The 19,740-nt window shown below is 69.4% G+C and carries 20 protein-coding genes and 1 pseudogene; 8 read left to right on the forward strand and 13 right to left on the reverse strand.

Going from position 1 to position 19,740, the window contains the following annotated elements:
- Positions 1–286 precede the first annotated feature (286 nt).
- The 3 genes from K2X24_RS03575 to K2X24_RS03585 all read right to left on the reverse strand — a co-directional run bounded on the left by K2X24_RS03575 (position 287) and on the right by K2X24_RS03585 (position 5,187).
- Positions 287–2,260, reverse strand: a complete 1,974-nt coding sequence (locus tag K2X24_RS03575) for an acyl CoA:acetate/3-ketoacid CoA transferase (protein WP_292494707.1) — start codon at positions 2,258–2,260, stop codon at positions 287–289.
- Positions 2,261–2,587: 327 nt separating this feature from the next.
- The gene (locus K2X24_RS03580) at positions 2,588–3,991 is read right to left on the reverse strand and encodes an ATP-binding protein (protein WP_292494709.1); all 1,404 of its coding nucleotides are present in this window, start codon (positions 3,989–3,991) and stop codon (positions 2,588–2,590) included.
- Entirely contained in the window at positions 3,991–5,187 is a 1,197-nt protein-coding gene (locus K2X24_RS03585) for an FIST N-terminal domain-containing protein (RefSeq protein WP_292494710.1), read from the reverse strand. The genes K2X24_RS03580 and K2X24_RS03585 overlap by 1 nt, the downstream gene beginning before the upstream one ends.
- Positions 5,188–5,331: 144 nt before the next feature.
- Here K2X24_RS03585 and K2X24_RS03590 point away from each other — a divergent pair, with 144 nt between their 5' ends.
- Positions 5,332–5,991, forward strand: coding sequence for a response regulator transcription factor (locus K2X24_RS03590; RefSeq protein ID WP_292494711.1), 660 nt, complete (start codon positions 5,332–5,334; stop codon positions 5,989–5,991).
- A 25-nt stretch (positions 5,992–6,016) separates the two neighbouring features.
- Here the strand turns inward: K2X24_RS03590 and K2X24_RS03595 are convergent, their stop codons facing one another.
- From K2X24_RS03595 to K2X24_RS03605, 3 genes are all read right to left on the reverse strand, one after another.
- The gene (locus K2X24_RS03595) at positions 6,017–6,454 is read right to left on the reverse strand and encodes a PRC-barrel domain-containing protein (RefSeq protein ID WP_292494713.1); all 438 of its coding nucleotides are present in this window, start codon (positions 6,452–6,454) and stop codon (positions 6,017–6,019) included.
- Between the two features lie 121 nt (positions 6,455–6,575).
- Positions 6,576–7,079, reverse strand: a complete 504-nt coding sequence (locus K2X24_RS03600; protein WP_292494714.1) for a DUF2721 domain-containing protein — start codon at positions 7,077–7,079, stop codon at positions 6,576–6,578.
- A 109-nt stretch (positions 7,080–7,188) separates the two neighbouring features.
- Entirely contained in the window at positions 7,189–7,314 is a 126-nt protein-coding gene (locus tag K2X24_RS03605; RefSeq protein ID WP_292494716.1) for a hypothetical protein, read from the reverse strand.
- Between the two features lie 603 nt (positions 7,315–7,917).
- Between K2X24_RS03605 and K2X24_RS03610 the strand changes: the two genes are divergently transcribed.
- Positions 7,918–8,289: an SWIB/MDM2 domain-containing protein gene (locus K2X24_RS03610; RefSeq protein ID WP_292494718.1), complete on the forward strand. Its 372-nt coding sequence runs from the start codon at positions 7,918–7,920 to the stop codon at positions 8,287–8,289.
- Between the two features lie 85 nt (positions 8,290–8,374).
- Here the strand turns inward: K2X24_RS03610 and K2X24_RS03615 are convergent, their stop codons facing one another.
- Positions 8,375–10,519 (reverse strand): helicase-related protein, encoded by a 2,145-nt coding sequence (locus tag K2X24_RS03615; RefSeq protein WP_292494720.1) that lies wholly within the window; start codon positions 10,517–10,519, stop codon positions 8,375–8,377.
- A 337-nt stretch (positions 10,520–10,856) separates the two neighbouring features.
- Here K2X24_RS03615 and K2X24_RS03620 point away from each other — a divergent pair, with 337 nt between their 5' ends.
- Entirely contained in the window at positions 10,857–11,123 is a 267-nt protein-coding gene (locus K2X24_RS03620) for a hypothetical protein (protein WP_243913849.1), read from the forward strand.
- Positions 11,124–11,145: 22 nt separating this feature from the next.
- Here K2X24_RS03620 and K2X24_RS03625 read toward each other — a convergent pair whose 3' ends face one another.
- Together K2X24_RS03625 and K2X24_RS03630 are read right to left on the reverse strand one after the other, a co-directional pair.
- Positions 11,146–11,724 carry a sigma-70 family RNA polymerase sigma factor gene (locus K2X24_RS03625; protein WP_238280267.1) on the reverse strand — a complete coding sequence of 193 codons (579 nt, stop codon included), beginning with the start codon at positions 11,722–11,724 and terminating at the stop codon, positions 11,146–11,148.
- The gene (locus tag K2X24_RS03630) at positions 11,724–11,975 is read right to left on the reverse strand and encodes a NepR family anti-sigma factor (RefSeq protein ID WP_292494723.1); all 252 of its coding nucleotides are present in this window, start codon (positions 11,973–11,975) and stop codon (positions 11,724–11,726) included. The genes K2X24_RS03625 and K2X24_RS03630 overlap by 1 nt, the downstream gene beginning before the upstream one ends.
- Positions 11,976–12,364: 389 nt before the next feature.
- On the opposite strand from K2X24_RS03630, the gene K2X24_RS03635 reads away from it, so the two are divergent.
- The gene (locus K2X24_RS03635) at positions 12,365–13,306 is read left to right on the forward strand and encodes a glutaminase (RefSeq protein ID WP_292494725.1); all 942 of its coding nucleotides are present in this window, start codon (positions 12,365–12,367) and stop codon (positions 13,304–13,306) included.
- A gap of 13 nt (positions 13,307–13,319) precedes the next feature.
- On the opposite strand, the gene K2X24_RS03640 is transcribed toward K2X24_RS03635, so the two are convergent.
- The gene (locus K2X24_RS03640; RefSeq protein WP_292494727.1) at positions 13,320–14,024 is read right to left on the reverse strand and encodes a YafY family protein; all 705 of its coding nucleotides are present in this window, start codon (positions 14,022–14,024) and stop codon (positions 13,320–13,322) included.
- Positions 14,025–14,101: 77 nt separating this feature from the next.
- On the opposite strand from K2X24_RS03640, the gene K2X24_RS03645 reads away from it, so the two are divergent.
- Positions 14,102–14,710: a glutathione S-transferase family protein gene (locus K2X24_RS03645; protein WP_292494729.1), complete on the forward strand. Its 609-nt coding sequence runs from the start codon at positions 14,102–14,104 to the stop codon at positions 14,708–14,710.
- Positions 14,711–14,822: 112 nt separating this feature from the next.
- On the opposite strand, the gene K2X24_RS03650 is transcribed toward K2X24_RS03645, so the two are convergent.
- A complete protein-coding gene (locus K2X24_RS03650) occupies positions 14,823–15,863 on the reverse strand; it encodes a glutamine synthetase beta-grasp domain-containing protein (RefSeq protein WP_292494731.1) in 1,041 nt (346 codons plus the stop codon).
- A 212-nt stretch (positions 15,864–16,075) separates the two neighbouring features.
- Between K2X24_RS03650 and K2X24_RS03655 the strand changes: the two genes are divergently transcribed.
- Positions 16,076–17,182 (forward strand): cytochrome c peroxidase, encoded by a 1,107-nt coding sequence (locus K2X24_RS03655; protein WP_292494733.1) that lies wholly within the window; start codon positions 16,076–16,078, stop codon positions 17,180–17,182.
- A gap of 35 nt (positions 17,183–17,217) precedes the next feature.
- On the opposite strand, the gene K2X24_RS03660 is transcribed toward K2X24_RS03655, so the two are convergent.
- Complete coding sequence (locus K2X24_RS03660) at positions 17,218–17,379, reverse strand: hypothetical protein (protein ID WP_292494734.1); 162 nt, start codon at positions 17,377–17,379, stop codon at positions 17,218–17,220.
- Positions 17,380–17,718: 339 nt separating this feature from the next.
- On the opposite strand from K2X24_RS03660, the gene K2X24_RS03665 reads away from it, so the two are divergent.
- Positions 17,719–18,720 (forward strand): hypothetical protein, encoded by a 1,002-nt coding sequence (locus K2X24_RS03665; RefSeq protein ID WP_292494736.1) that lies wholly within the window; start codon positions 17,719–17,721, stop codon positions 18,718–18,720.
- A gap of 126 nt (positions 18,721–18,846) precedes the next feature.
- Here K2X24_RS03665 and K2X24_RS03670 read toward each other — a convergent pair whose 3' ends face one another.
- A complete protein-coding gene (locus K2X24_RS03670; protein ID WP_292494738.1) occupies positions 18,847–19,194 on the reverse strand; it encodes a hypothetical protein in 348 nt (115 codons plus the stop codon).
- A gap of 233 nt (positions 19,195–19,427) precedes the next feature.
- Here K2X24_RS03670 and K2X24_RS03675 point away from each other — a divergent pair.
- Positions 19,428–19,740 (forward strand): annotated as a pseudogene (locus tag K2X24_RS03675) (MCP four helix bundle domain-containing protein); the annotation flags it as partial.

The raw sequence follows: 19,740 nt of genomic DNA on the forward strand, positions 1-19,740 counted from the left end.
AGATTTCATGGGGCGACTTTCATGGGACGGCTTTCATGGGGCGTCGAGCGCGATGACCAAGGCCGCCGCGAGGGTCGCGCGGTGATGCGGAGCGGCCCCTCTTCGTGCCGCGCCGGTGGTCGCGCCTCGGCATCTTCATGCCCGCAGGCCTGCTCCCGGCGGGCCGATCCTCCGAGACGCAGATCCACGGCCGCCTGGCCGCCGACATCACCGTCGCCATGCCACTCGTCGCCTGTCGGGGCACCCTCGAACCGACCCCGCCCAGCGCATCGCCTTCGCCGTGAGTTCACGCCGCCGAGGCGATCGCCGTGGAGGCGCGCCGGATCTTGCCGGCGCCGTCCAGGAAGGCGTGGGCATCCTCCTTGCGCTCGAAGACGTGGGGCGCGACGCCGCGCCGGGTCAGCGCCTCCTCCATCTTGAGGCGCAGGAAGGCGCTGGTCGCGTAGCGGGTGGTGGTGAGGTAGTAGTTCGCCTGCAGGTATTGGATCATGTGCGCGTAGTCGTCGTACAGGTTCTCGTTGATGCGGAACCCGTCGTGATTGACGACGGTGTTGACCCGCTGGCCGGCCTTCTTGCAGGCCCCCACGAGAACCAGGCGCAGGTCGTCGAGATCGCTCTTGGCGCGGGCGTGCCAGCCCTCCAGGTTCACGAACAGGATGTTGCGCTCGGAGTCGTAGCTCACCCGCTCGGCCAGGTTGAGGTTGAGAAGGTCGGCCAGGAGTTCCATCGGCTCCTCGCGGAACAGGCGGGCATCCATCGGCATCGGCTGCTTGATGATCGGCCGGAAGCCCATATGGGGCAGGATGTCCCGCTCGATGTCGATGCCGGGCGCCACCTCGATGAGTTCCAGGCCCTCGTCGGTGAGCTGGAAGACGCAGCGCTCGGTCACGTAGATCACCGGCTGCGACCGCATCTGCGCGTAGTGCCCGCTGAAGGTGATCTGCTCCACCTGCGGCAGGAACTTCTGCGAGCGGCCTTCCGTGACGATGCGAAGCTTGCCGTCCTCGATCACGGTTTCCAGGCCGCCCACCGTGAAGGTGCCGGCGAAGACCACCGAGCGGGCGTTCTGGCTGATGTTGATGAAGCCGCCGCAGCCGTTGAGGCGGCCGCCGAACATGCTGGTGTTGACGTTGCCGTGCTGGTCGCACTCGGCGAGCCCGAGGCAGGTCATGTCGAGGCCGCCGCCGTCGTAGAAGTCGAACATCTGGTTCTGGTCGATGACGCAGTCGGCGTTCGTGGCCGCGCCGAAGCTCGAGCCGGAGGCGAGCACGCCGCCCACCGCGCCGGCCTCGGTGGTCAGCGTGATGTAGGGTGTGACTTTCTCCTCGTTGGCCACCGCCGAGATGCCCTCGGGCGCGCCGACGCCGAGGTTGACGACGCCGTTCGGCGGGAGTTCGAAGGCGGCGCGCCGGGCGATGACCTTGCGGGCGTCGAGGGGCATCTTCTTCATGCCGCTGACGGGGACGCGGATCTGGCCGGCCAGCGCCGCGTCGTGCTGCACGCCGTAGTTCATGCGGTGCATCTCGGGCTCGGCCAGCACCACGCAATCCACCAGGATGCCGGGCACGCGCACGTCCTTCGGCAGCAGGAAGCCGTCGTCGACGATGCGCTCCACCTGCGCGATGACGATGCCGCCGTTGTTGCGGGCGGCCATGGCCTGGGCCAGGCAGTCCAGGGTCAGGGCCTCCTTCTCGAAGGAGATGTTGCCCGACGGGTCGGCCGAGGTGCCCCGGATGAAGGCGACGTCGATCTTCGTGGCGGTGTAGAACAGCCATTCCTCGCCATCGACCTCGACGAGCTTGACGATCTCGGCCTCCGTCACGGTGTTGACGCGGGCGCCCCCGTGGCGCGGATCGACGTAGGTGTGCAGGCCCACCTTCGAGAACAGGCCCGGCTGACCGGCCGCGCAGGCCCGGTAGAGCTGCGAGATCACGCCCTGGGGCAGGTTGTAGCCCAGGATCTTGTTCTCCTGCGCGGCCTTGGCGACCTTGGGCATGCGGCCGAAATTGGCGGCGATGACGCGCTTCAGCAGGCCCTCGTGGTGCAGGCGCCCGGTGCCGAGGCCTTTGCTGTCGCCCGCCCCCGCCGTCATGATCAGGGTGAGGTCGCGGGGGGCGCCGGTCTCGACGAAGCGCGTCTCGAGGGCGGCGTGCAGCGCCTCGGGAATGCAGCTCTGGACGAAGCCCGTCGTGGTGACCACGTCGTTGTGCCGGATCAGCGCGATCGCCTCGCCGGCCGTGATGACCTTGTTTTTCTTCATGAACGGGTCGTCCTCCGCATCCCCGCGGCGGCGAAGCACGACAGGTCTCGTCCTGCCGGAAAGCGCGCATGGGGAAGTCTTGTTCTCGTGCGGGAGCGTAAAGTCCCGCACGAAGCTTCGCAAGGGCACGACAAGTGTCGCTGCAATGCAATTTTATCTTGGTGCAATGCAAATTTTTCAATCATGCCTCAAACTGAACTGGAGGCCCGCCTGAAAAAGATTTCACGGCGCCTTCGCGGGCGGGCACGGGGACGGGCCAATGCCTTCGCACCCGCCAAGATTATTCAAAATAATCTTGGGCAGGCCCTCCTGTGCACCGCGTCATCGTCAGGCCAGCAGGTAGGTGAGGAGCGCGCGTAGCTGCGCCGGACGCACCGGCTTGTGAACGAGTTGCGCCCCCAGGGCGGCGACCTCCGCCTCGATCTCGGGCGAATGGTTGGCGGTGGTGACGATGACGGGACGGCGCAGGCCCGTCCGCGCTTCGAGATGCGTCGCCACGCCGAGGCCGCAGGCGCCGTTGTCGAGGTGGTAATCGAGCACCAGCAGGTCCGGCGGCGTCATGCCGGCGGCCAGTGCCGCCTCGACCCCGGCGAGGTCCCGGTGGACGCAGACCTCGGCGTCCCAGGCCCGCAGGAGGCGCTCCAGCGCGTCGGCGGTGGGCGGGTCGTTCTCGACCACGAGGACGCGCGCCCCCGTGAGCCGGGTCGTCACCGGCGACATCGTCACCGCGCGCTCCGGGGCCGTACGGCTCACCGGCAGGGTCAGGGCCATGCGGGTGCCGCGCCCGGCCCGCGAGGCGAGCTCGAGGGGATGGTCGAGGGCCAGCGCCATCCGGCGCACGATGGAGAGGCCGAGGCCGAGGCCGGGCTCGCCCCCCTCCCCCTCCGCACCGCCCCGGAAGAACTCCTCGAACACGAGGTCCTGCTCGGCCTGCGCGATGCCGCAGCCGGTGTCGAACACCTCGATGCGGCAGGTCTCCCCGATACGGCAGGTCTCCCCGATGCGGCAGGACTCCCCGGAGGCCTGCCCCCGGCGGCGGACCGCCACCAGCACGCCGCCCTGCCGGGTGTAGCGGATCGCGTTCGAGACGAGGTTCTGCACGATGCGCTGGAGCAGCAGGGGGTCGCTCGCCACCACGAGGTCGGGGCCGCGCACGGAGAGACGCAGGCCCTTGCGTTCGGCGAAGGGCCGGAAGCTCGCGGCGATGCCGGTGAGGAGCTCGCTGAGCGCCACCGGCTTGATCGCCGGGCGCACCACGCCCGCATCGAGCTTCGAGATGTCGAGGAGGGTCTTGATCAGGTCCTCGATGATCTGGAGTCCGCGCTCGATCTGGCCCGAGATCGCCAGCGCCTCGGGACCCAGGGCGAGGTCGGCGAGCGCGGAGGCCGAGAGCCGCGCGGCGTTGAGGGGCTGGAGGAGGTCGTGGCTCGCCGCCGCCAGGAACCGGGTCTTCGAGCGGTTGGCGTTCTCGGCCTCCTCCTTGGCCGCCACCAGGGCCGCGTTGGAGCGCTCCAGGCGGTGCATCAGCCCGGTCAGTTCCTCGGTGCGCGTGCGGACGCGGCCCTCCAGCATGGTGGCGGTCTGGAACAGCGAGTAGGCACCGCCCTGCTGGTCCATGCTGCGCTCGACATGGGCCATCAGGGCGGCGTTGATCCGCTCCAGCTTGGCGATGCGCCGCCGGGCCTCGTCCGCGTCCAGCGGAGGGCTCGCGGAATCGGGTGGACGCAGCATCACCGCGCGCCGAAGTCCCGGCCGGGCTCGCCCCGTCCGATGGCGATGCCGGTGAAGGTCTGGTTCAGGTGCATCGACCGGTACTGCTCGCCGTAGGTGTCGAAGCCGACGATGTCGTAGCGCCGATAGAGGTCGAAGATTCCGTGGCGCACCTGGCGGCTCTCGGCGTCGAGGCGGCGCAGCACGCATTCGAAGCCGATGACGAGATCGATGCCGCCGAGATCCGCGTCGAGGCGGGCGAGCTCGGCCCCCGTCGCGGCCACGATGTCGCGCGGGCGCGCCAGGGTGAGGACGACGCCCTCGTCGATGGCGCAGAAGAAGCTCAGCGAACCGTCCGGGTTCATGCGCCGGATCGACCGGCAGAAATACTCGCCGCCCACCTTCACCGCGAGGGGATAGGCGGCAAAACTCATGGGCGAGAGGCGCTCGGGGTCGAGCCCCACCGCCATGGCGTATTCCCGCGCCGCCGGCTCGGCGTTGAGCTCGTGCACGATGCGCTGCTCGTCATCCGATGCGGTGACCACGAACTTCGTGTCGGTGGGCTCGAAATTGTCGCTCTTGAAGATCTGGATCGGGAAATCCGTCTCGACCAGCAGCAGCACGGCGGCCCGCTGGTGGATGCGGCCGTCATGGAGCAGCACGGTCTGGCGGAAGGTGAGGTCGTCCCCCGCCGAGCCCCCCACGAGGGGAATGCCGTCGAGCGCCCAGGCGATGGCCGAGACCACCGTCTCCTCCGCGTTGGTGAGGCCGTCGATCAACGAGAGGGCGAAGCGGCGTCCGGTGCCCGGGGCCAGGCCCGCACCGTCCTCGGCCTCGAGGCTCCGGCGCAGGGCCCGGACGCTGGAGGCCGTGCGCTCCACGTCGAGATGGTCGATGGCGTCGAGCAATGTCGAGACGATGCGGAAATTCTCCCGCGGGAAGGCGATCACCACGAGGCCGCGATCGAGCCCGCCCGCCGGCGAGATGCCGCCCGACATGGTGCAGCCGGCGATGCCCGCGCCCGGAAAGCGCGCGGTGAGGGCCCGGTTGAGGGTCTCGACGTCGTAATCGGCCGAGAAGAACGCCACGATCTGCGCGACGCTGCGCCCGCCAATGGCCGCGCCGATCTCCGCGATCGCCGCGTCGGCCTCCTCGGCCTCGGTCCAGGCCGTCGTGATGCCGCACAGGTGCGTGCGCACCCGCGTCCCCTCTGTCACGGTACCGTCTCCCGCCCCATCGACGGGTGCCGGACTTGACGCCCGGTTCTCCGCGATGACACGAGTATGTCGGGCGGCCGGTTCCCGCGCAATGCGGCACCGAACAGTCCCGGAACAGGGGCGCACCCGCCGGGCGGAACGGGCATGCATCTCCTCATCGTCGACGATCACCCGCTGTTTCGCGATGCGCTCGCCAGCGCGGTGGGCCTCGCCTACCCCAACGCGACCCTGCACGAGGCCGACGGCATCGCCAGCGCCTGCGCGGTGCTCGCGGCCCAGCCCGCCATCGAGATCATCCTGCTCGACCTCTCCATGCAGGGCGTCACCGGCTTCGAGGGGCTGATGGCGATTCGCGCGCAGGTGCCGCGGGTCCCCATCCTCGTCGTCTCCGGCCTCGAGGATCCGCGCATCATCCGGGAAGCGCTGGAGCACGGCGCGGCGGGATTCGTGCCGAAGGCCGTTGACAAGTCGACCCTCACGCGGGCCATCGCGGACGTGCTGGCGGGGGGCCTCTCGGTGCCGGCGAACCTGCCGAACGCGCCGCTCGGCGCGTCATCCGCCCGCAAGGCGCCCCTCGCCGAGCGGGTCGCGAGCCTGACGCCCCAGCAATTGCGGGTGCTGGCGATGATCCGCCAGGGCAAGCTCAACAAGCAGATCGCGTACGAACTCCAGGTCGGGGATTCGACCGTGAAGGCGCACGTCTCCGAAATCCTGCGCAAGCTCGACGTGATCAGCCGCACTCAGATCGTGATCGAGACCGCGCTCCTCGACTTCGAGCGGATCACGGCCGCGCCGGAGCGCTGATCCCTCGGGTCGTGGGGGCCGATCCTTAAGCCGTGGGCACTTTGCGGCCGCCGTAATGGCCGTCGACGCGGGTGCCGAAGGTCGGATCGGAGAACGGGTCCTCGCCAGGCCCGTGGATCGGCGCGCCCGCCAGGGTGTCCTGGTCGATCTCGACGATGTAGCCGCCGAGTTCGACGCTGTAGGTCAGGGCGCGCCAGGGCACCGGGTGGTAGCTCTCGCCGAGGCCGAGGAAGCCGCCGAACGAGATCACCGCGTAGGCGACCTGCCCCGAGACCTTGTCGACCATGAAGTTGTAGACCGTACCGATATGCTCGCCCTCGCGGCTGTAGGCCGAGGTACCCTCGACCTTGTTCGAGGCGATGAGGCGCGGGGTCTCGTCGATGGCCACCCCCTCGGCGGAGGGGTCGAGTTCCATCGATCCGGCGGGCCGGATGCTGCGCTCGTTCGGGAGATCCGTCGGCATGGCATTCCTCCTGCGGGTTCGCGGCTCGGGATGGGGTGCATCCGGAACGGGTGGACGCGTGACCGGACAAACCCCGATATCCGGTGCGGTTCCAAGGGATCGTCGCGACGGGAGGGCCGGTTCAGCGCCGGGTGTCCACCGGCGCGCCGGTCTCCTCGGCCACCTCGGACTGGCGCACCGCGACCCGCTCGCGGATGCCCCGGCTCGACAGGAGCATCTCGAAGCCGAAGACCATCAGGGCGCTCAGGGTGCAGAGGATGGCAAGGCCGAACAGCAGGAACAGGATGTTGGCCACCGTGGCGTCCCGCAGGGCCCCCACGAACAGGGTGAGGGCGGCGCCGCAGGTGGCGACCCCGCCGAGCGCCCCGAGGATCACAGCGGCGTCGAGGGCCAGGGAGCGCCGGCGCAGGGCGTTCATGCGGTGCGCCAGACGGTGCTGCTCGGGCCCGGACGCGCTTGCGATCGCCTGCGAAATGCGCTCGGCCTGATCGGCCACCCGCGCGAGCCGCGTCCCGAAGACGTTGAGGAGAGTCGCGATGCCGGAGAGCAGGAAGATCGGCGTCAGCGCGATCTGGATGATGTGGGCCGTGCTGTCGAGGGAGGTCGGAACGGTGGATTCGAGCATGCGGGCGCGATCGTGACCTGGAGGAATCCGGGCGCAACGTCCGAGGCACGCCGTCGGTTCGGCCCCCGGCGCCCCGCCTGCGGGGCGCCGGGCGAGGCGGTTCGGACGCTCAGACCAAGCCTGCGGTCCCGCGCGCGACGGGATTCGCCGGGGCCTCGACCGACACCACGGCACCGAGCCCGACGATGAGCGCGGCGGCCGCGCAAAGGGAGAGGGAGAAGGCGATGAGGATCATGGTTGCCGCGTAGCCGGACGCCCTTAAGGATCGGTGTCGGCCCCCCGCCCCGCCCGTCCCGGAATCGGGCGCCGCCCGTCCCGGCCGGCGGACGCGCCAAGCGGCCTTGCGAGATCTTGCATTCGTGAGCGATCAATTCTTGGCCCGGGCACACAAATTCTTGTCGCCACGGCAGCGTGGGGCGAGTGCCGGCTCGGGCGCTGGGAAAAGCGCGTTCTGCGGGGCGCCGCCGGCGGGTGCGGAGCGATGCCGCCCCCTCCGCCAGGGACCCCGGCAGGGCCCCGCCGGCAGCTATTCAAACCATTGCCGCAGAACCGTTTTTCTCGCCCCGTACGGGGCGGTCCGGTCCGACACCGGGAGCCACCGGCGCATCAAGTACAGGGCGCGGACGCGCAAGATTTCATGCAAGTCGATCCGGCCTCGTCTCGCCGCGAAGGCGGATGAGACCCGCCCGAGGCCGTCGCGCCTGTGGATGACGGGGCGCCCAAGGGCGGAATCCCCTTGGAACGCTCGCAGCACCGCTTAGTTGTTGCAGCTATGCGCTGCGAGGCCACCGGCCGTGGGCGTACCGGCACTCACCGCCGACATCCGGAGGAAGATCCCATGGCGAAGAGCACCACCAAGACTGCGGAGAAGGCGGCCCCCAAGGCTGCGCCGAAGGATGCCGAGAAGCCGGCCCCGGCCGCCAAGGGCAAGAAGGTCGCCGCGCCGAAGGGTGACGGTGCCAAGCCGAACGCTCTGCAGCAGCCGCTCAAGCCCTCCGCCGAGCTGGCCGCCGTCGTCGGCACCGCCGCCCTGCCGCGCGGCGAGGTCGTGAGCAAGGTCTGGGAATACATCAAGAAGCACAACCTCCAGAACCCCGAGAACAAGCGCGAGATCCTGGCCGACGACAAGCTGAAGAAGGTCTTCGGCAAGGACAAGTGCACGATGTTCGAGATGAACAAGCATCTCGCCGCGCACCTCAAGTCGGCCTGAGCGAAACCCGCCGGCTCGAACCTTCGGCTCGGCGCCGGGGAGGGACCGTCCCTCCCCTTGGCCGGCCGGTCCGCTTAAGGACGGCTCAACCGGCCGCCTTCGCCCGGCGTGAGCGACGCTCGACCCTGCGGGTCGCCGTCTCCTGAAGGTGGCGCTCGATCGCCCCGTTGGCCCGCGCGCGCATCTCCCGCATCGCCGCGGCATCGTCGAAGGTCTCGGGAAACCGCCGCGAGAGCCAGAGATAGGCGCTGGCGAGCTTCACCGTCCGCTCCTGGTAGTCGAGTTCACCGGCGAGGTTGGCCCGCAGGGCCGGCACCGTGGCACCCTGCGCGCGGGCCTGGGTCCAGCGCTCCAGCAGGCCCAGCGAGACCGGGTCGCGCCGGTCCACCGGGCAGACCGAGAACGCGAATTTTTCCGCGATCGGGAGTCGCGCCTTGTCGACCACCCGGGCGATCTCCAGGATTTCTTCGAGCGCCGAGGGCTGGAACGGCGAGCCGGCATAGAAGGTGGCGCGCGCGAAATGCGCCAGCACCTCCCGCAGGCTGTCGGTGCGCATCTCCTCGGCCACGGAATTGATCGCGATGAGGTCGGGCCGCACGAAGAAGCGCGTGTCGGCGGCCGGAGCCGTGGGGGCACCGGCGAGTGCCGCCCGGATCGGCTCCAGCCCAGTCTCGTCGACGGCCGCGACATAGCCCTCGTCCTGGTGTCCGAAGCGGCCGGCGCGGCCGGCGATCTGGCGGATCTCGGAATTGGTCAGCGCCCGCTCCCCGACCCCGTCCCACTTGCGCACCGCCGAGAACACGATCCGCTTCAGGGGGCCGAGGTTGAGGCCCATGCCGATGGCGTCGGTGGTGACGAGCACGTCGGCCTCCCCCGCCCGGAAGCGCGCGGCCTCGGCACGCCGCACCTCGGGCGAGAGCGCCCCGTAGATCGTCGCCACCCGGTGCCCGGCGGCCACCAGGATCTCGCGGTTCTCGTGGACGGCCCGGCGCGAGAACGCCACGACCGCGTCGCCCGGCGTCACCTTCTCCAGGGGCACGGGCGCCTCCTGAAGCACAAGCGGCGTCTTGCGCACGAAGGTGACGACCTCGAGGGATTCGTCGGCGGCTTCCGCCGCGCGACGCACGGCAGCCAGCGCATCGTCCGAGCCGCAGACCACCACGAGGCGGGCGGGAATGCCGAACAGGGCGTTGGTCCAGGCCCAGCCCCGATCGGGATCGGCGATCATCTGGATCTCGTCGATCACCGCGACGTCGACGGGCCGGATCAGGTCGGCGGTCTCGATGGTCCGGGCGGTGTGCGTCGGATCGATGTCGCCCAGCGTCTCCTCGCCCGTCACCATGCCGGCGCGCAGCCCACGCTCGGCCAGGGCCTCGTAGTTCTCAAGCGCCAGCAGGCGCAGGGGCGCGAGGTAGGTGCCGGTGGGGGCGGCGCGCAGCATCTCCAGCGCCGCATAGGTCTTGCCGGAATTCGTCGGCCCCATGTGGAAGACGATGCGCCGGCCGAGGCGCCGGGCCGCGGTGAATTTCTCGATATAGGCCCCGAAGCCGACCTGATCGCGCAGGCGGCGCAGGCGCGAATCCTCGCGGGCCACGTTGCGGGCGCGGGCGCGCACGCCCTTCAGGGTATCGGTGAGGGATTGGTTGAGGTTGGGCGAGAGCAGGAAGGCCCGCGAGCGCAGGGAGCGGTCGAGATGGTCGATATAGGTCACGGCGTCGGCGCCGACTTCGCGCAGGTCCTCGGCCACCTGATCGCGCAGGCGCTCCACCGCCCGGCGCAGGGATTTCGCGGTCCGCACCGAGGTCTCGGCGACGGCGGCGCGCAATTCGTCGAGGCGCCAGGTCGGATCGTTGCGATGGGCCATGCCGGCCAGGATGCCGGCGATGCCCGTCTCGGGCGCGGCGTCGATCCGCAGATCGAGGCGCCCGCCGTCGAGGACGGGAATCAGGGTGCGGATGGACCAGGCGATGCTGCCGTCCCGCATCGCCGCGCCGCGCAAGGTCGGCACCGTCTTCTTGAGGGCCGCGATCCCCCCCTCCGCGAAAGCGCGCCGCGCCTTCAACTCGCGCAGGGCCTTGGCCACCACCGCATCCTCGACGAAGCCGCCGAACTCCGGCAGGCCGAGATGGAGCCGCAGGGCCTCCGCCTCGACGCTCCGGGGCGGCAGGCCGAGGCGCATGGCCGCCTCCAGCAGGATCTCGTTCGTCGGTCGCGCGCGCTTGCGGGCCATGGGCCTCTCGTCGGGGGGCTGTCGTCAGGGCGTCTTGCATCCGCCGCGGAAGAGCGGCCGGGCCGCGCCAGGGTGCGCGGGCCGCGACCCAAAAAGCAACGCCTCGGATCAGCGCAATGCACCGGCCGTTCGCGCGGCCGCAGGCGAGGCATGGTCGTCGCGGAGCAGGACGACCCTGTGCCGTCGGCAACCGGACGCCGCTCCGTTCAGCTCTTGACGAAGGTTATTGAATCCCCGGAGCGGACGCCGCTATGGGGTCGCGTGTCCGGAGCGCGGGCGTCCCCCCACGCTCCGGACCCGCGACGATCAATGCCCGGACATGTCAGGAGCATCGACGATGCACGAGAATTCTGCCGGATCGGCCGCGTTCTGGGCCTCGGTGACGCATGACGTCACGGCCCGGGTGGAGCCGGTCCTGAACCGGAACACGCAGGCCCGCGCGGACGTCATCGCGTACCTGCGAGACCTCGAAGCGGTGGCCCTGCGCGAGGGCAGCAGCCGCGAAGCCCTGCAGGTGATCGCCTCCGGCCGGCGCCTCCTCGGCGACCGCAGCGAGGCGGCGCGGGCGGCGGTGGCCCGCGCGGTGCGGGCTTCCCTGGCCTGAGGCCCCGGCTGTGGCCGGAGCGTCAGGCCTGCGCTTCAAGGGCCGCCCGGGTGACGGCATCGGCGCCGATATCGTCGGTGCCGTTCATGCCCAGGGTCTCGATGAGCCGGACGCGGGCCCGGCTGACCCGGCTCTTCATGGTGCCGACGGCGACACCGCAGATCTCGGCGGCTTCCTCGTAGGTGAAGTTCTGCGCGCCCACGAGGACCAGCGCCTCGCGCTGGCTCAGCGGCAGACCGTCGAGGGCTTCCTGGAACTCGCGCATCTCCACGCGGATCTCCTGCTCGGGCAGGCTGGTGAGGCGCCCGGCCAGGGCGCCGTCCGCATCCTCGACCTCCCGCTTGCGCTTGCGCTGCTCGGAATAGAACAGGTTGCGCAGGATCGTGAACAGCCAGGCCGTGAGGTTGGTGCCCCGCGTGAAGCTGTCGGCCTTGGTCCAGGCGCGCACGAGCGTGTCCTGGACGAGGTCGTCGCTGCGGTCGAGATCGTAGGTCAGCGAGAACGCGAAGGCGCGCAGGGCCGGGATCGCGCCGAGCAGAAGCTCGCGCATCTCATCGTCGGCGCCGCGCGGCGTGCCGACCGGGGCTTGCGTCGCGGTCATCATGAGGATCCTCGCGTCTCACCACGGGCGGCCAGTTCGGTGAGAAGAGCGTCGAAGCGGTCGGGCAGCGGCTGGTTCAGCACCTCGGCGTAGAGGAGGCGCAGGTTGCGCCCGATCCGGCGTCGCGCCTCGAGGGGCATGCCGGCGGGTTCGGACCCCGCAGGGGGTGCCTGCGCGGGAACGGCGGATGCCGCTGCGACGGGCCCGGTGGATTCCACGCTGAGGTTCGGATCGCTCGTTTCAATGCTCATCGATGCTCATCGCTCGACGGCCGCGATCGGGATGCGAAGGCGCGCCGTCATTTCGACGGCGGTGCTAGCGACGCACGATTTAACGCGTTCTGAAAAATGTATTCATCTGATCTTAAGCCAGCGAATGCAGGGCGAAATCACTCCGCGCATTTCAGAAACGATTAGATACAAACGCATGACATCGATCAAGCGCGATCGACGTCCGTCTATAGTTCCGAAATCCTGTCTCCAAGCTGAACAATAAGGGGCCGAATCGCGGCCGTCCCGCAGGGACCGATCCCGCCGCACCCCCGCCTGTCCGTCATGGAGCGCGCCGCCGGGGCCCGCATGGCCCGCCGCTTGCGGCCCGGGATCGGGCCGCTCCGATCCCTCCGTTCAGAAACAATCCGATGCAGACAGATTCGTCCGAACTCGACCGCGCCGTCCGGGACATCGCGGACGAAATGCAGGATCGGACGGATCGGGGCGAGGTGGCGAGCTACATTCCCGAGCTCGCCCGCGTCGACGCGAAGGCTTTCGGCCTCGTGGTGATCGATGCGGACGGGCACGTGGCGGCGGGCGGCGACAGCGACGCGCCCTTCTCGATCCAGAGCATCTCGAAGGTCTTCACCCTGACCCTGGCGCTGGGCATGGCGGGCGACCGGCTCTGGCGCCGGGTCGGGCGCGAGCCCTCGGGCAGCCCGTTCAACTCCATCGTCCAGCTGGAGCGCGAGCGCGGCATCCCGCGCAACCCGTTCATCAACGCGGGCGCCATCGCGGTCACCGACCTGATCCTCTCGGGCCACCAGCCCCGGGAAGCGCTCGGCGAGATCCTGCGCTTCATGCAGTTCCTGGCACAGGACCCGACGATCACCATCGACGAGGCGGTGGCGGCCTCCGAGCTGCGCACGGGCTTCCGCAACGTGGCCCTGGCCAACTACATGAAATCCTTCGGCGTCCTCGACAATCCGGTGGATTTCACCCTCGGCGTGTACTTCCACCACTGCGCCATCAGCATGTCGTGCCGGCAGCTCGCCCAGGCGGGGCGCTTCCTGGCCCATTCCGGGCGCAACCCCGCGACCGGCCACTCGGTGGTCTCGCCCGAGCGGGCGCGGCGTATCAACGCCGTGATGCTGACCTGCGGCCACTACGACGGCTCGGGGGAGTTCGCCTACCGCGTCGGCCTGCCGGGCAAGAGCGGCGTCGGCGGCGGCATCCTCGCCATCGCGCCGGGCCGGGCCTCGATCGCCGTGTGGTCGCCGGGGCTCGATGCCTCCGGCAACTCGCATCTCGGCCGCATCGCCTTGGAGATGCTGACGAAGCGCCTCGGCTGGTCGATCTTCGGGGCGTGACCCCGGCCCGGGGTCACGCCCCGGCCCCGGCGGAGCCTCCCTGCGCCAGCGCGTCGAGGTAGGTGCGCAGCAGCGTGACGCGCTTCGGCCGGAAACTCGCGCCGGCGGCCTCGGCGGCCGCGATCCGGTCGGCGCGAAACATCCGGTAGCCCGCGCGCAGGCAGCACCAGGCCAGGACCACGAGCTTTCGGTCGAGATAGACGATCGCCAGCGGCCAGATCGTGCGCTCGGTGATGCGCTCGTCCTTGTCGGCGTAGCGGATCGTCACCGCCTCCTCGCGCCAGCACCCCTCCCGGATCGCCGCCATCCCGACGGAGGGCGCGAAACGCACCTCGGAGCGGCGGACCCGGGACACGGCGTGGAGCAGGTGCTGCTGGCTCGCATCCGGCAGGGTCGCCGCGACCTTGGCGAGCACCGCGTCCGCCGCCCGCGCCAGGGCCGGGTCCCCCATGTGCCGCACTTCCGCGAAGCCGAGCACCAGGGCTTCGATCTCGATCCGGTCGAAAATCTGCGGCGGCAGCGCCCCGTCCTCGATCAGGCGGTAGCCGTAGCCGCGCTCGCCCTCGATGCAGGCTCCGGCCGCCCGCAGGCTGTCGATGTCGCGGTAGAGCGAGCGGACCGAGACGCCGGTCTCCTCGGCGAGCCGCGCGGCCGTCACCGGCGCCGGCAGCATGCGCAGGGCCTGGAGGAGGCGAAACAGGCGGTCCGTACGGGGCATCGCGCAACTGACGCAAACTGGCAGTTGGGCTTCCGTATAGACGGGGGTGTCGAAACCGCCAACCGGAGCAGTCCCCCATGCTGACCCTCTATCATTCCCCCCGGAGTCGCTCGACCCGCGTCGTTGCCCTGCTCCACGAACTGAACGCGCTGGATGCGGTGGCGGTCGAGCGGGTCGCCATCCCGCGCCAGGACGGCTCCGGCCAGCGCGATCCCCACAACCCGCATCCCGAGGGCAAGGTGCCGTTCCTCGTCCATGACGGCGTGGCGGTCCGGGAGAGCAGCGCGATCATGCTCCACCTCGCCGACCTGTTCCCGGAAGCCGGCCTGAACATCCCGCCCGGGCACCCGCAGCGGGGCGCCTATCTCGGCTGGTTCGCCTGGTACGCGGGCGTGGTCGAGCCGGTCATGGTGCTCGAAGCCGTCGGCCTTTCGCACCCTGCCCTCGCGGCGACCTTCCGGGACGGCGCGGCGATGCGGCAGCGCCTGCGCGAAGCCCTGGCGGAAGGCCCCTTCCTGTTCGGCGCGCAATTCACGGCGGCGGACCTGCTGCTCCACTCGCCCTATGCCTGGTTCGGCAAGCCTGGCGACCCGGTCCTCGACGCCTGGGTCGATCGCTGCATGAGCCGCCCGGGGGCGCGCTTCGCCCTGGAATTCGACGCCGAGGCTCAGACCCCATCCGCGTGATCACACGCGCCATCGGCGCCTAGATAATTGGCAAAAAGAAAGGCCTGCCGCGGGTTGGCGCGGCAGGCCCTGATGTCGAAGCAGGCAGAATGCGCGCAAAGATGCCTAGAATTTAGGCTGCCGCCTGCGCCTCACCGGCGGTCGGAACCGACGCGATGGTCTTCAGGATCTGCGAGGCGATCTGGTAGGGGTCCCCCTGGCTGTTGGGGCGGCGGTCTTCCAGGTAGCCCTTGTATTCGTTGTTGACGAAGCTGTGCGGCACGCGGATCGAAGCGCCGCGATCGGCCACGCCGTAGCTGAACTGGTCGATCGCCGCGGTCTCGTGCTTGCCGGTCAGGCGCATGTGGTTGTCCGGACCGTAGACCGCGATGTGGTCGTCGAGGTTCTCCTTGAAGGCCGCCATCAGCGCCTCGAAGTAGCCCTTGCCGCCGATCGTGCGCATGTGCTCGGTCGAGAAGTTGGCGTGCATGCCCGAGCCGTTCCAGTCGGTGGCACCCAGCGGCTTGCAGTGGTACTCGACGTCGATCTCGTAGCTCTCGCAGAGGCGCTGCAGCAGGTAGCGGGCGACCCACATCTCGTCGGCGGCCTTCTTGGAGCCCTTGCCGAAGATCTGGAATTCCCACTGGCCCTTGGCCACCTCGGCGTTGATGCCCTCGTGGTTGATGCCGGCGTCGAGGCAGAGGTCGAGGTGCTCCTCGACGATCTTGCGGGCGATGCTGCCGACTTCCTTGTAGCCGACGCCGCAATAGTACGGACCCTGCGGGGCGGGATAGCCGGTGGCGGGGAAGCCGAGCGGGCGACCGTCCTTGTAGAAGAAGTATTCCTGCTCGAAGCCGAACCAGGCGCCGTCATCGTCCAGGATGGTGGCGCGCTTGTTGGAAGCGTGCGGGGTGACGCCGTCCGGCATCATCACTTCGCACATCACCAGGACGCCGTTCTTGCGGGTGGAATCGGGGAAGTGACGCACGGGCTTGAGCATGCAGTCGGAGCTGCCGCCCTCGGCCTGCATCGTCGACGAGCCGTCGAAGCCCCAGAGCGGCAGTTGCTCGAGGGTCGGGAAGGCGTCGAATTCCTTGATCTGGGTCTTGCCGCGAAGGTTCGGCACCGGAGTGTAGCCGTCGAGCCAAATATACTCGAGTTTGTATTTCGTCATTCCGAGCCTCTCGTCCTGAAGCGATGCGATATCCCGGGTTGCCTGAGACCCCAGGGTACCTGACGGGTTTCGCAGCCATCCCTGGCTGGGGCGGCCTAAGCAACGTTCGCGCCAAACGTTCCAACCCCTCGGGTGCAACATCTGCGCCGCCCGCGTCACCGTGAGGGTTCGTTAACGGGTTTGCCCTAGCGCTCGCTGATCAGGAGATCGCGATGCGCAGACAGATCAGCGGCGCGCTCGCCGGCGCTGCGCTGCTCGCCGTCGTGGCGGGCCTGAGTCCCGAAGCTCCTCGGGCCGGCCAGCCCGAGCCGGATCGTCCCGGCACGGCCCGGAACGACGCGCCCCCCGACGCGCTCGCCGCTCTGCGCGAGAGCTACCGGCGCGGCGTGGAGGACCCCTACCCGGCGGACAACCCCTACAGTCCAGCCAAGGCCGAGCTCGGACGGCGCCTCTTCTTCGATCCCGTCCTTTCGGGCGGGGGCACGATGAGCTGCGCGTCCTGCCACGTCCCCGCCCGGTCCTGGAGCGACGAGCGCCCGCGCGGCATCGGCGAGACCGGCGCCACGATGAAGGTCCGCACCCCGACACTGCTGGATGTCGCGCAGCTTCCGATCCTGGGGTGGGACGGCAAGTTCCGTGACCTCGAGGACGTGACCTTCACGCCGGTCACCAGCCCCAGCGCCATGAACCTGCCCGAGGCGGAGGCCATCGCGCGGCTCGCTCGGGCTCCGGACTACGTGCGTGCGTTCACCGAAGCGTTCTCGGAGAATGCCGGAGCGGCAGGCGCGGTCCCGGGATCCGACGAAGCCGTGGTCACCCGGCGGCGGATCCAGATGGCACTGGCGACCTTCCAGCGCGGCATCGCCTCGGGCCGCGCGCCCTTCGACCGCTGGGTGGAAGGTGACGAGACGGCGATCGGCTCCAGCGCGAAAGCGGGATTCGCGGTCTTCAACGGCAAGGGCCGGTGCGCCGCCTGCCATTCCGGCTGGACCTTCACGGACGGATCGTTTCACGACATCGGCGTGGGCACCGGCGAGGATATCGGCCGGGCCGCCTTCTTCGCGAACTCGGTGCAGCTGCGCCACGCCTTCAAGACGCCGACGCTGCGGGACGTCGCCGAGCGCGGGCCCTACATGCATGATGGTTCCCTCGGCACCCTCGCGGAGGTCATCGACCTCTACGACCGCGGCGGGATCGAGCGGCCGAGCCGGTCGCCCGCCATCGCGCCGATCGGCCTTACCGAGACCGAGAAGCGCGACCTCCTGGCCTTCCTGCGGACACTCAGCGCCGAAGTTCCGGGCGGCCCTCGCCTGAACTGATCATCCGGAACCCCGCCTGTCCGGAACACTGCTCGTCAGCGAAACAGCGGCAGGCCGGCGCCCAGGAGCCCGAGGCCGGCGATCAGCAGGCGGCCGGACCAGATCTCGCAGATCTCGGACCGGGCGGGATCGCGCGTCGCCGCGAAGGAAAGACCGGTCCCGAGGAGTAGGCTCGACAGGCTCAGGGTGGCGATCACCGCTCCCCTCCTTGTGCGACGGCGGATGGACTTCCCCTAGCCGCTCCAAGGTTAGTGAACCATGGTCGGCCCACGGGTTTCGCGCGCCATCGTCATCAATCCGTTACGTCACAACGGCGCGAACGATGAACCTCGTCCTATGCTTCGGCGCGGACGGCAGAGGCGAATGCGTCCCTCTCAACGGAAGTTAACCATTCGGTAAGATCCGTTAACAACTTCCTTCCGCAATGCATCGAAGGCGCGTAGTTTTCGTCGGGCCGGCAAGCCCCCGATCGCCGGTGATCTCAGCAAGGCCTCCCCATGCAACCCGGAAGACGTTGGCTGCCGCGCACCGCAGTCATGACGATGACGGCTTTCTTCACGCTCGCGGGCACCAACGCCGCGATGGCACACGTGAAATGGTTCTGCGCCTACGATCTGGCGGGCGCGCCGCGCGGCCTCGGCGAGGTCCTGTGCGCGGACTTCGAGAAACTGGTCGGCCTCTCGCTGCTCGCCCTCGTGGTCGGGGGGCTGCTCGAGGGGACGGTGCTGGGGGCAGCGCTGATCCGATCCCTGGACCGTGCCACGGCCTGGGCTCGCGACAACACCGAATTGCTGTTTCGCGCCGTTTGCGGCGGTTTCTTCGTCGCTCTCTGGAGCCTGGGCGGCGTCATTCTCACGCCGGAGTTGAAGACGGCCAACACCGCCCTGCCCTGGTTCCAGCTCGCCATCGCGGTGGGCTTCCTGTGGCGCCGGACGATGCCGCTCTCGGCGCTCGGCATCGTGATCCTGTTCGTCACCGCGATCCTGGAGTACGGCGCCTTCCACCTCGCCGATTATCCGGTCTTCCTCGGCGTGGCCGCCTACATCGCCCTGACCGGCCTCGGCCGCTCCCTCCCCCGCGGCATCCGCCCCCTCGACGTGGTGCGCTACACGGCCGCCGTCACCCTGATGTGGGCCTCGGTCGAGAAGTGGGCCTACCCGCAATGGTCCTACCCGCTGTTCGTCGAGCATCCGGGCATGACCTTCGGCTTCAGCGGCGAGTACTTCATGAAGGCGGCCGGTGCCGTGGAGTTCGTCCTGGCCTTCGCGCTGATCTGTACGCCGCTGGTCCGCCGCGTCTCCGCGATCCTCCTGGCGGCGACCTTCATCTCGGCGATCTTCGAGTTCGGGAAGATCGACGCCATCGGCCACGCCCCGATCATCGTGGCGATGGTGGCGATCGCCGCCGACAACGCCACGGCCCCCTACCGCCTGCGCAATCTGGCGCTGACGCCGGTCGGGTACGGCGCCGCGCTGGCAGCCTTCATCGGGCTCTATTACGGCGCCCACGCCGTGCTCCAGGGCACCAGCATCCTCTGACGGGTGTCCCCGCCGGGCGAAGGCTCCGCCGGCATGGTATCCGAGCTCACCGAAGGGTCTCCGCACCATTCCGGGCGGGGGCCTTCCGGGTGACGGAGGGGTCCGTTCAGGCGGCGCGGCGCGCGTTCACTGGCCCTCGACTCGGACGCTGAGCTTCATCTTGGGATGGATGCCGCACAACACCGCGAAGGTTCCCCTGACCGGGAAGGTGACCTTGGTGCGACTGCCGGGCTTGAGGTCGCCGGAATCGAAATTAAAATCGGGCGCATCGACGTAGACGTGGTGCAGCAGATCGCCGTCGTCGTTGACGATCTCGACGCTGGCACCGCGCGGCACCAGAAGGGCATTCGGCTGAAACGCCCGCCCCTTCTGGGACACGTGAAGGATCGGCGCACCGACCGCGGACAGGGCAACTCCCGCACTCGCCACGCCCAGCACGCCGAAGATCAGGCAACAAGCGGTGAGGCGTCGCATCGGTGGTCCGTTCGTAGAAGCATGGTGAGGCGCGGAGCCCGCCGATCGAGTTCCGAAATCCCGCTGCAACCGGCACGCTCGAAATCCTGCGGTCTCACGAAGACACGTGCGCGTGAAGTATCCGTTAAGGCGGTGGGCGGCGGCGCGACACCTCAAGATCACCTTAACGTCTGTCCGGCATACTGCGCGTTATCGCTGGACGGACGGATTTGATGACACCTCCCGAAGCACCGATGACGACCGGCAGCCGGCGTCGCCGGACCCTGCCGGACACCCTCGGCGCGCTGCTCGGTACGATCCGCGGCCGGATCGTGATCGCCTTCCTGGTCATGAGCACGATCACGGGTGCGCTCGGGCTGTCGGCGGCGTCGAGCATCCGGCGGGCGGACGAGCTCGTGAGCCAGACCTTCGACCGCTCGCTGATGTCCATCAACTACGCACGGGCCGCCGCCACCGATTTCGCCGGGATGCGGGCCGTGGAGGCACGCCGCTGGCTGATGAGCGATCCCGCGGCGCGAACGGCCCTCGAGGAGCGGGTCGTTAGCC

The sequence above is a fragment of the Methylobacterium sp. genome (assembly GCF_019750675.1).
GTDB lineage: Bacteria > Pseudomonadota > Alphaproteobacteria > Rhizobiales > Beijerinckiaceae > Methylobacterium.

Bases quoted from the DNA above. Each gene is read 5' to 3' on its own strand.
- K2X24_RS03575 (WP_292494707.1), bottom strand. From the start codon at position 2,260: ATGAAGAAAAACAAGGTCATCACGGCCGGCGAGGCGATCGCGCTGATC.
- K2X24_RS03580 (WP_292494709.1), bottom strand. From the start codon at position 3,991: ATGCTGCGTCCACCCGATTCCGCGAGCCCTCCGCTGGACGCGGACGAG.
- K2X24_RS03590 (WP_292494711.1), top strand. From the start codon at position 5,332: ATGCATCTCCTCATCGTCGACGATCACCCGCTGTTTCGCGATGCGCTC.
- K2X24_RS03595 (WP_292494713.1), bottom strand. From the start codon at position 6,454: ATGCCGACGGATCTCCCGAACGAGCGCAGCATCCGGCCCGCCGGATCG.
- K2X24_RS03600 (WP_292494714.1), bottom strand. From the start codon at position 7,079: ATGCTCGAATCCACCGTTCCGACCTCCCTCGACAGCACGGCCCACATC.
- K2X24_RS03605 (WP_292494716.1), bottom strand. From the start codon at position 7,314: ATGATCCTCATCGCCTTCTCCCTCTCCCTTTGCGCGGCCGCCGCGCTC.
- K2X24_RS03610 (WP_292494718.1), top strand. From the start codon at position 7,918: ATGGCGAAGAGCACCACCAAGACTGCGGAGAAGGCGGCCCCCAAGGCT.
- K2X24_RS03615 (WP_292494720.1), bottom strand. From the start codon at position 10,519: ATGGCCCGCAAGCGCGCGCGACCGACGAACGAGATCCTGCTGGAGGCG.
- K2X24_RS03620 (WP_243913849.1), top strand. From the start codon at position 10,857: ATGCACGAGAATTCTGCCGGATCGGCCGCGTTCTGGGCCTCGGTGACG.
- K2X24_RS03625 (WP_238280267.1), bottom strand. From the start codon at position 11,724: ATGACCGCGACGCAAGCCCCGGTCGGCACGCCGCGCGGCGCCGACGAT.
- K2X24_RS03630 (WP_292494723.1), bottom strand. From the start codon at position 11,975: ATGAGCATTGAAACGAGCGATCCGAACCTCAGCGTGGAATCCACCGGG.
- K2X24_RS03635 (WP_292494725.1), top strand. From the start codon at position 12,365: ATGCAGACAGATTCGTCCGAACTCGACCGCGCCGTCCGGGACATCGCG.
- K2X24_RS03640 (WP_292494727.1), bottom strand. From the start codon at position 14,024: ATGCCCCGTACGGACCGCCTGTTTCGCCTCCTCCAGGCCCTGCGCATG.
- K2X24_RS03645 (WP_292494729.1), top strand. From the start codon at position 14,102: ATGCTGACCCTCTATCATTCCCCCCGGAGTCGCTCGACCCGCGTCGTT.
- K2X24_RS03650 (WP_292494731.1), bottom strand. From the start codon at position 15,863: ATGACGAAATACAAACTCGAGTATATTTGGCTCGACGGCTACACTCCG.
- K2X24_RS03655 (WP_292494733.1), top strand. From the start codon at position 16,076: ATGCGCAGACAGATCAGCGGCGCGCTCGCCGGCGCTGCGCTGCTCGCC.
- K2X24_RS03665 (WP_292494736.1), top strand. From the start codon at position 17,719: ATGACGATGACGGCTTTCTTCACGCTCGCGGGCACCAACGCCGCGATG.
- K2X24_RS03670 (WP_292494738.1), bottom strand. From the start codon at position 19,194: ATGCGACGCCTCACCGCTTGTTGCCTGATCTTCGGCGTGCTGGGCGTG.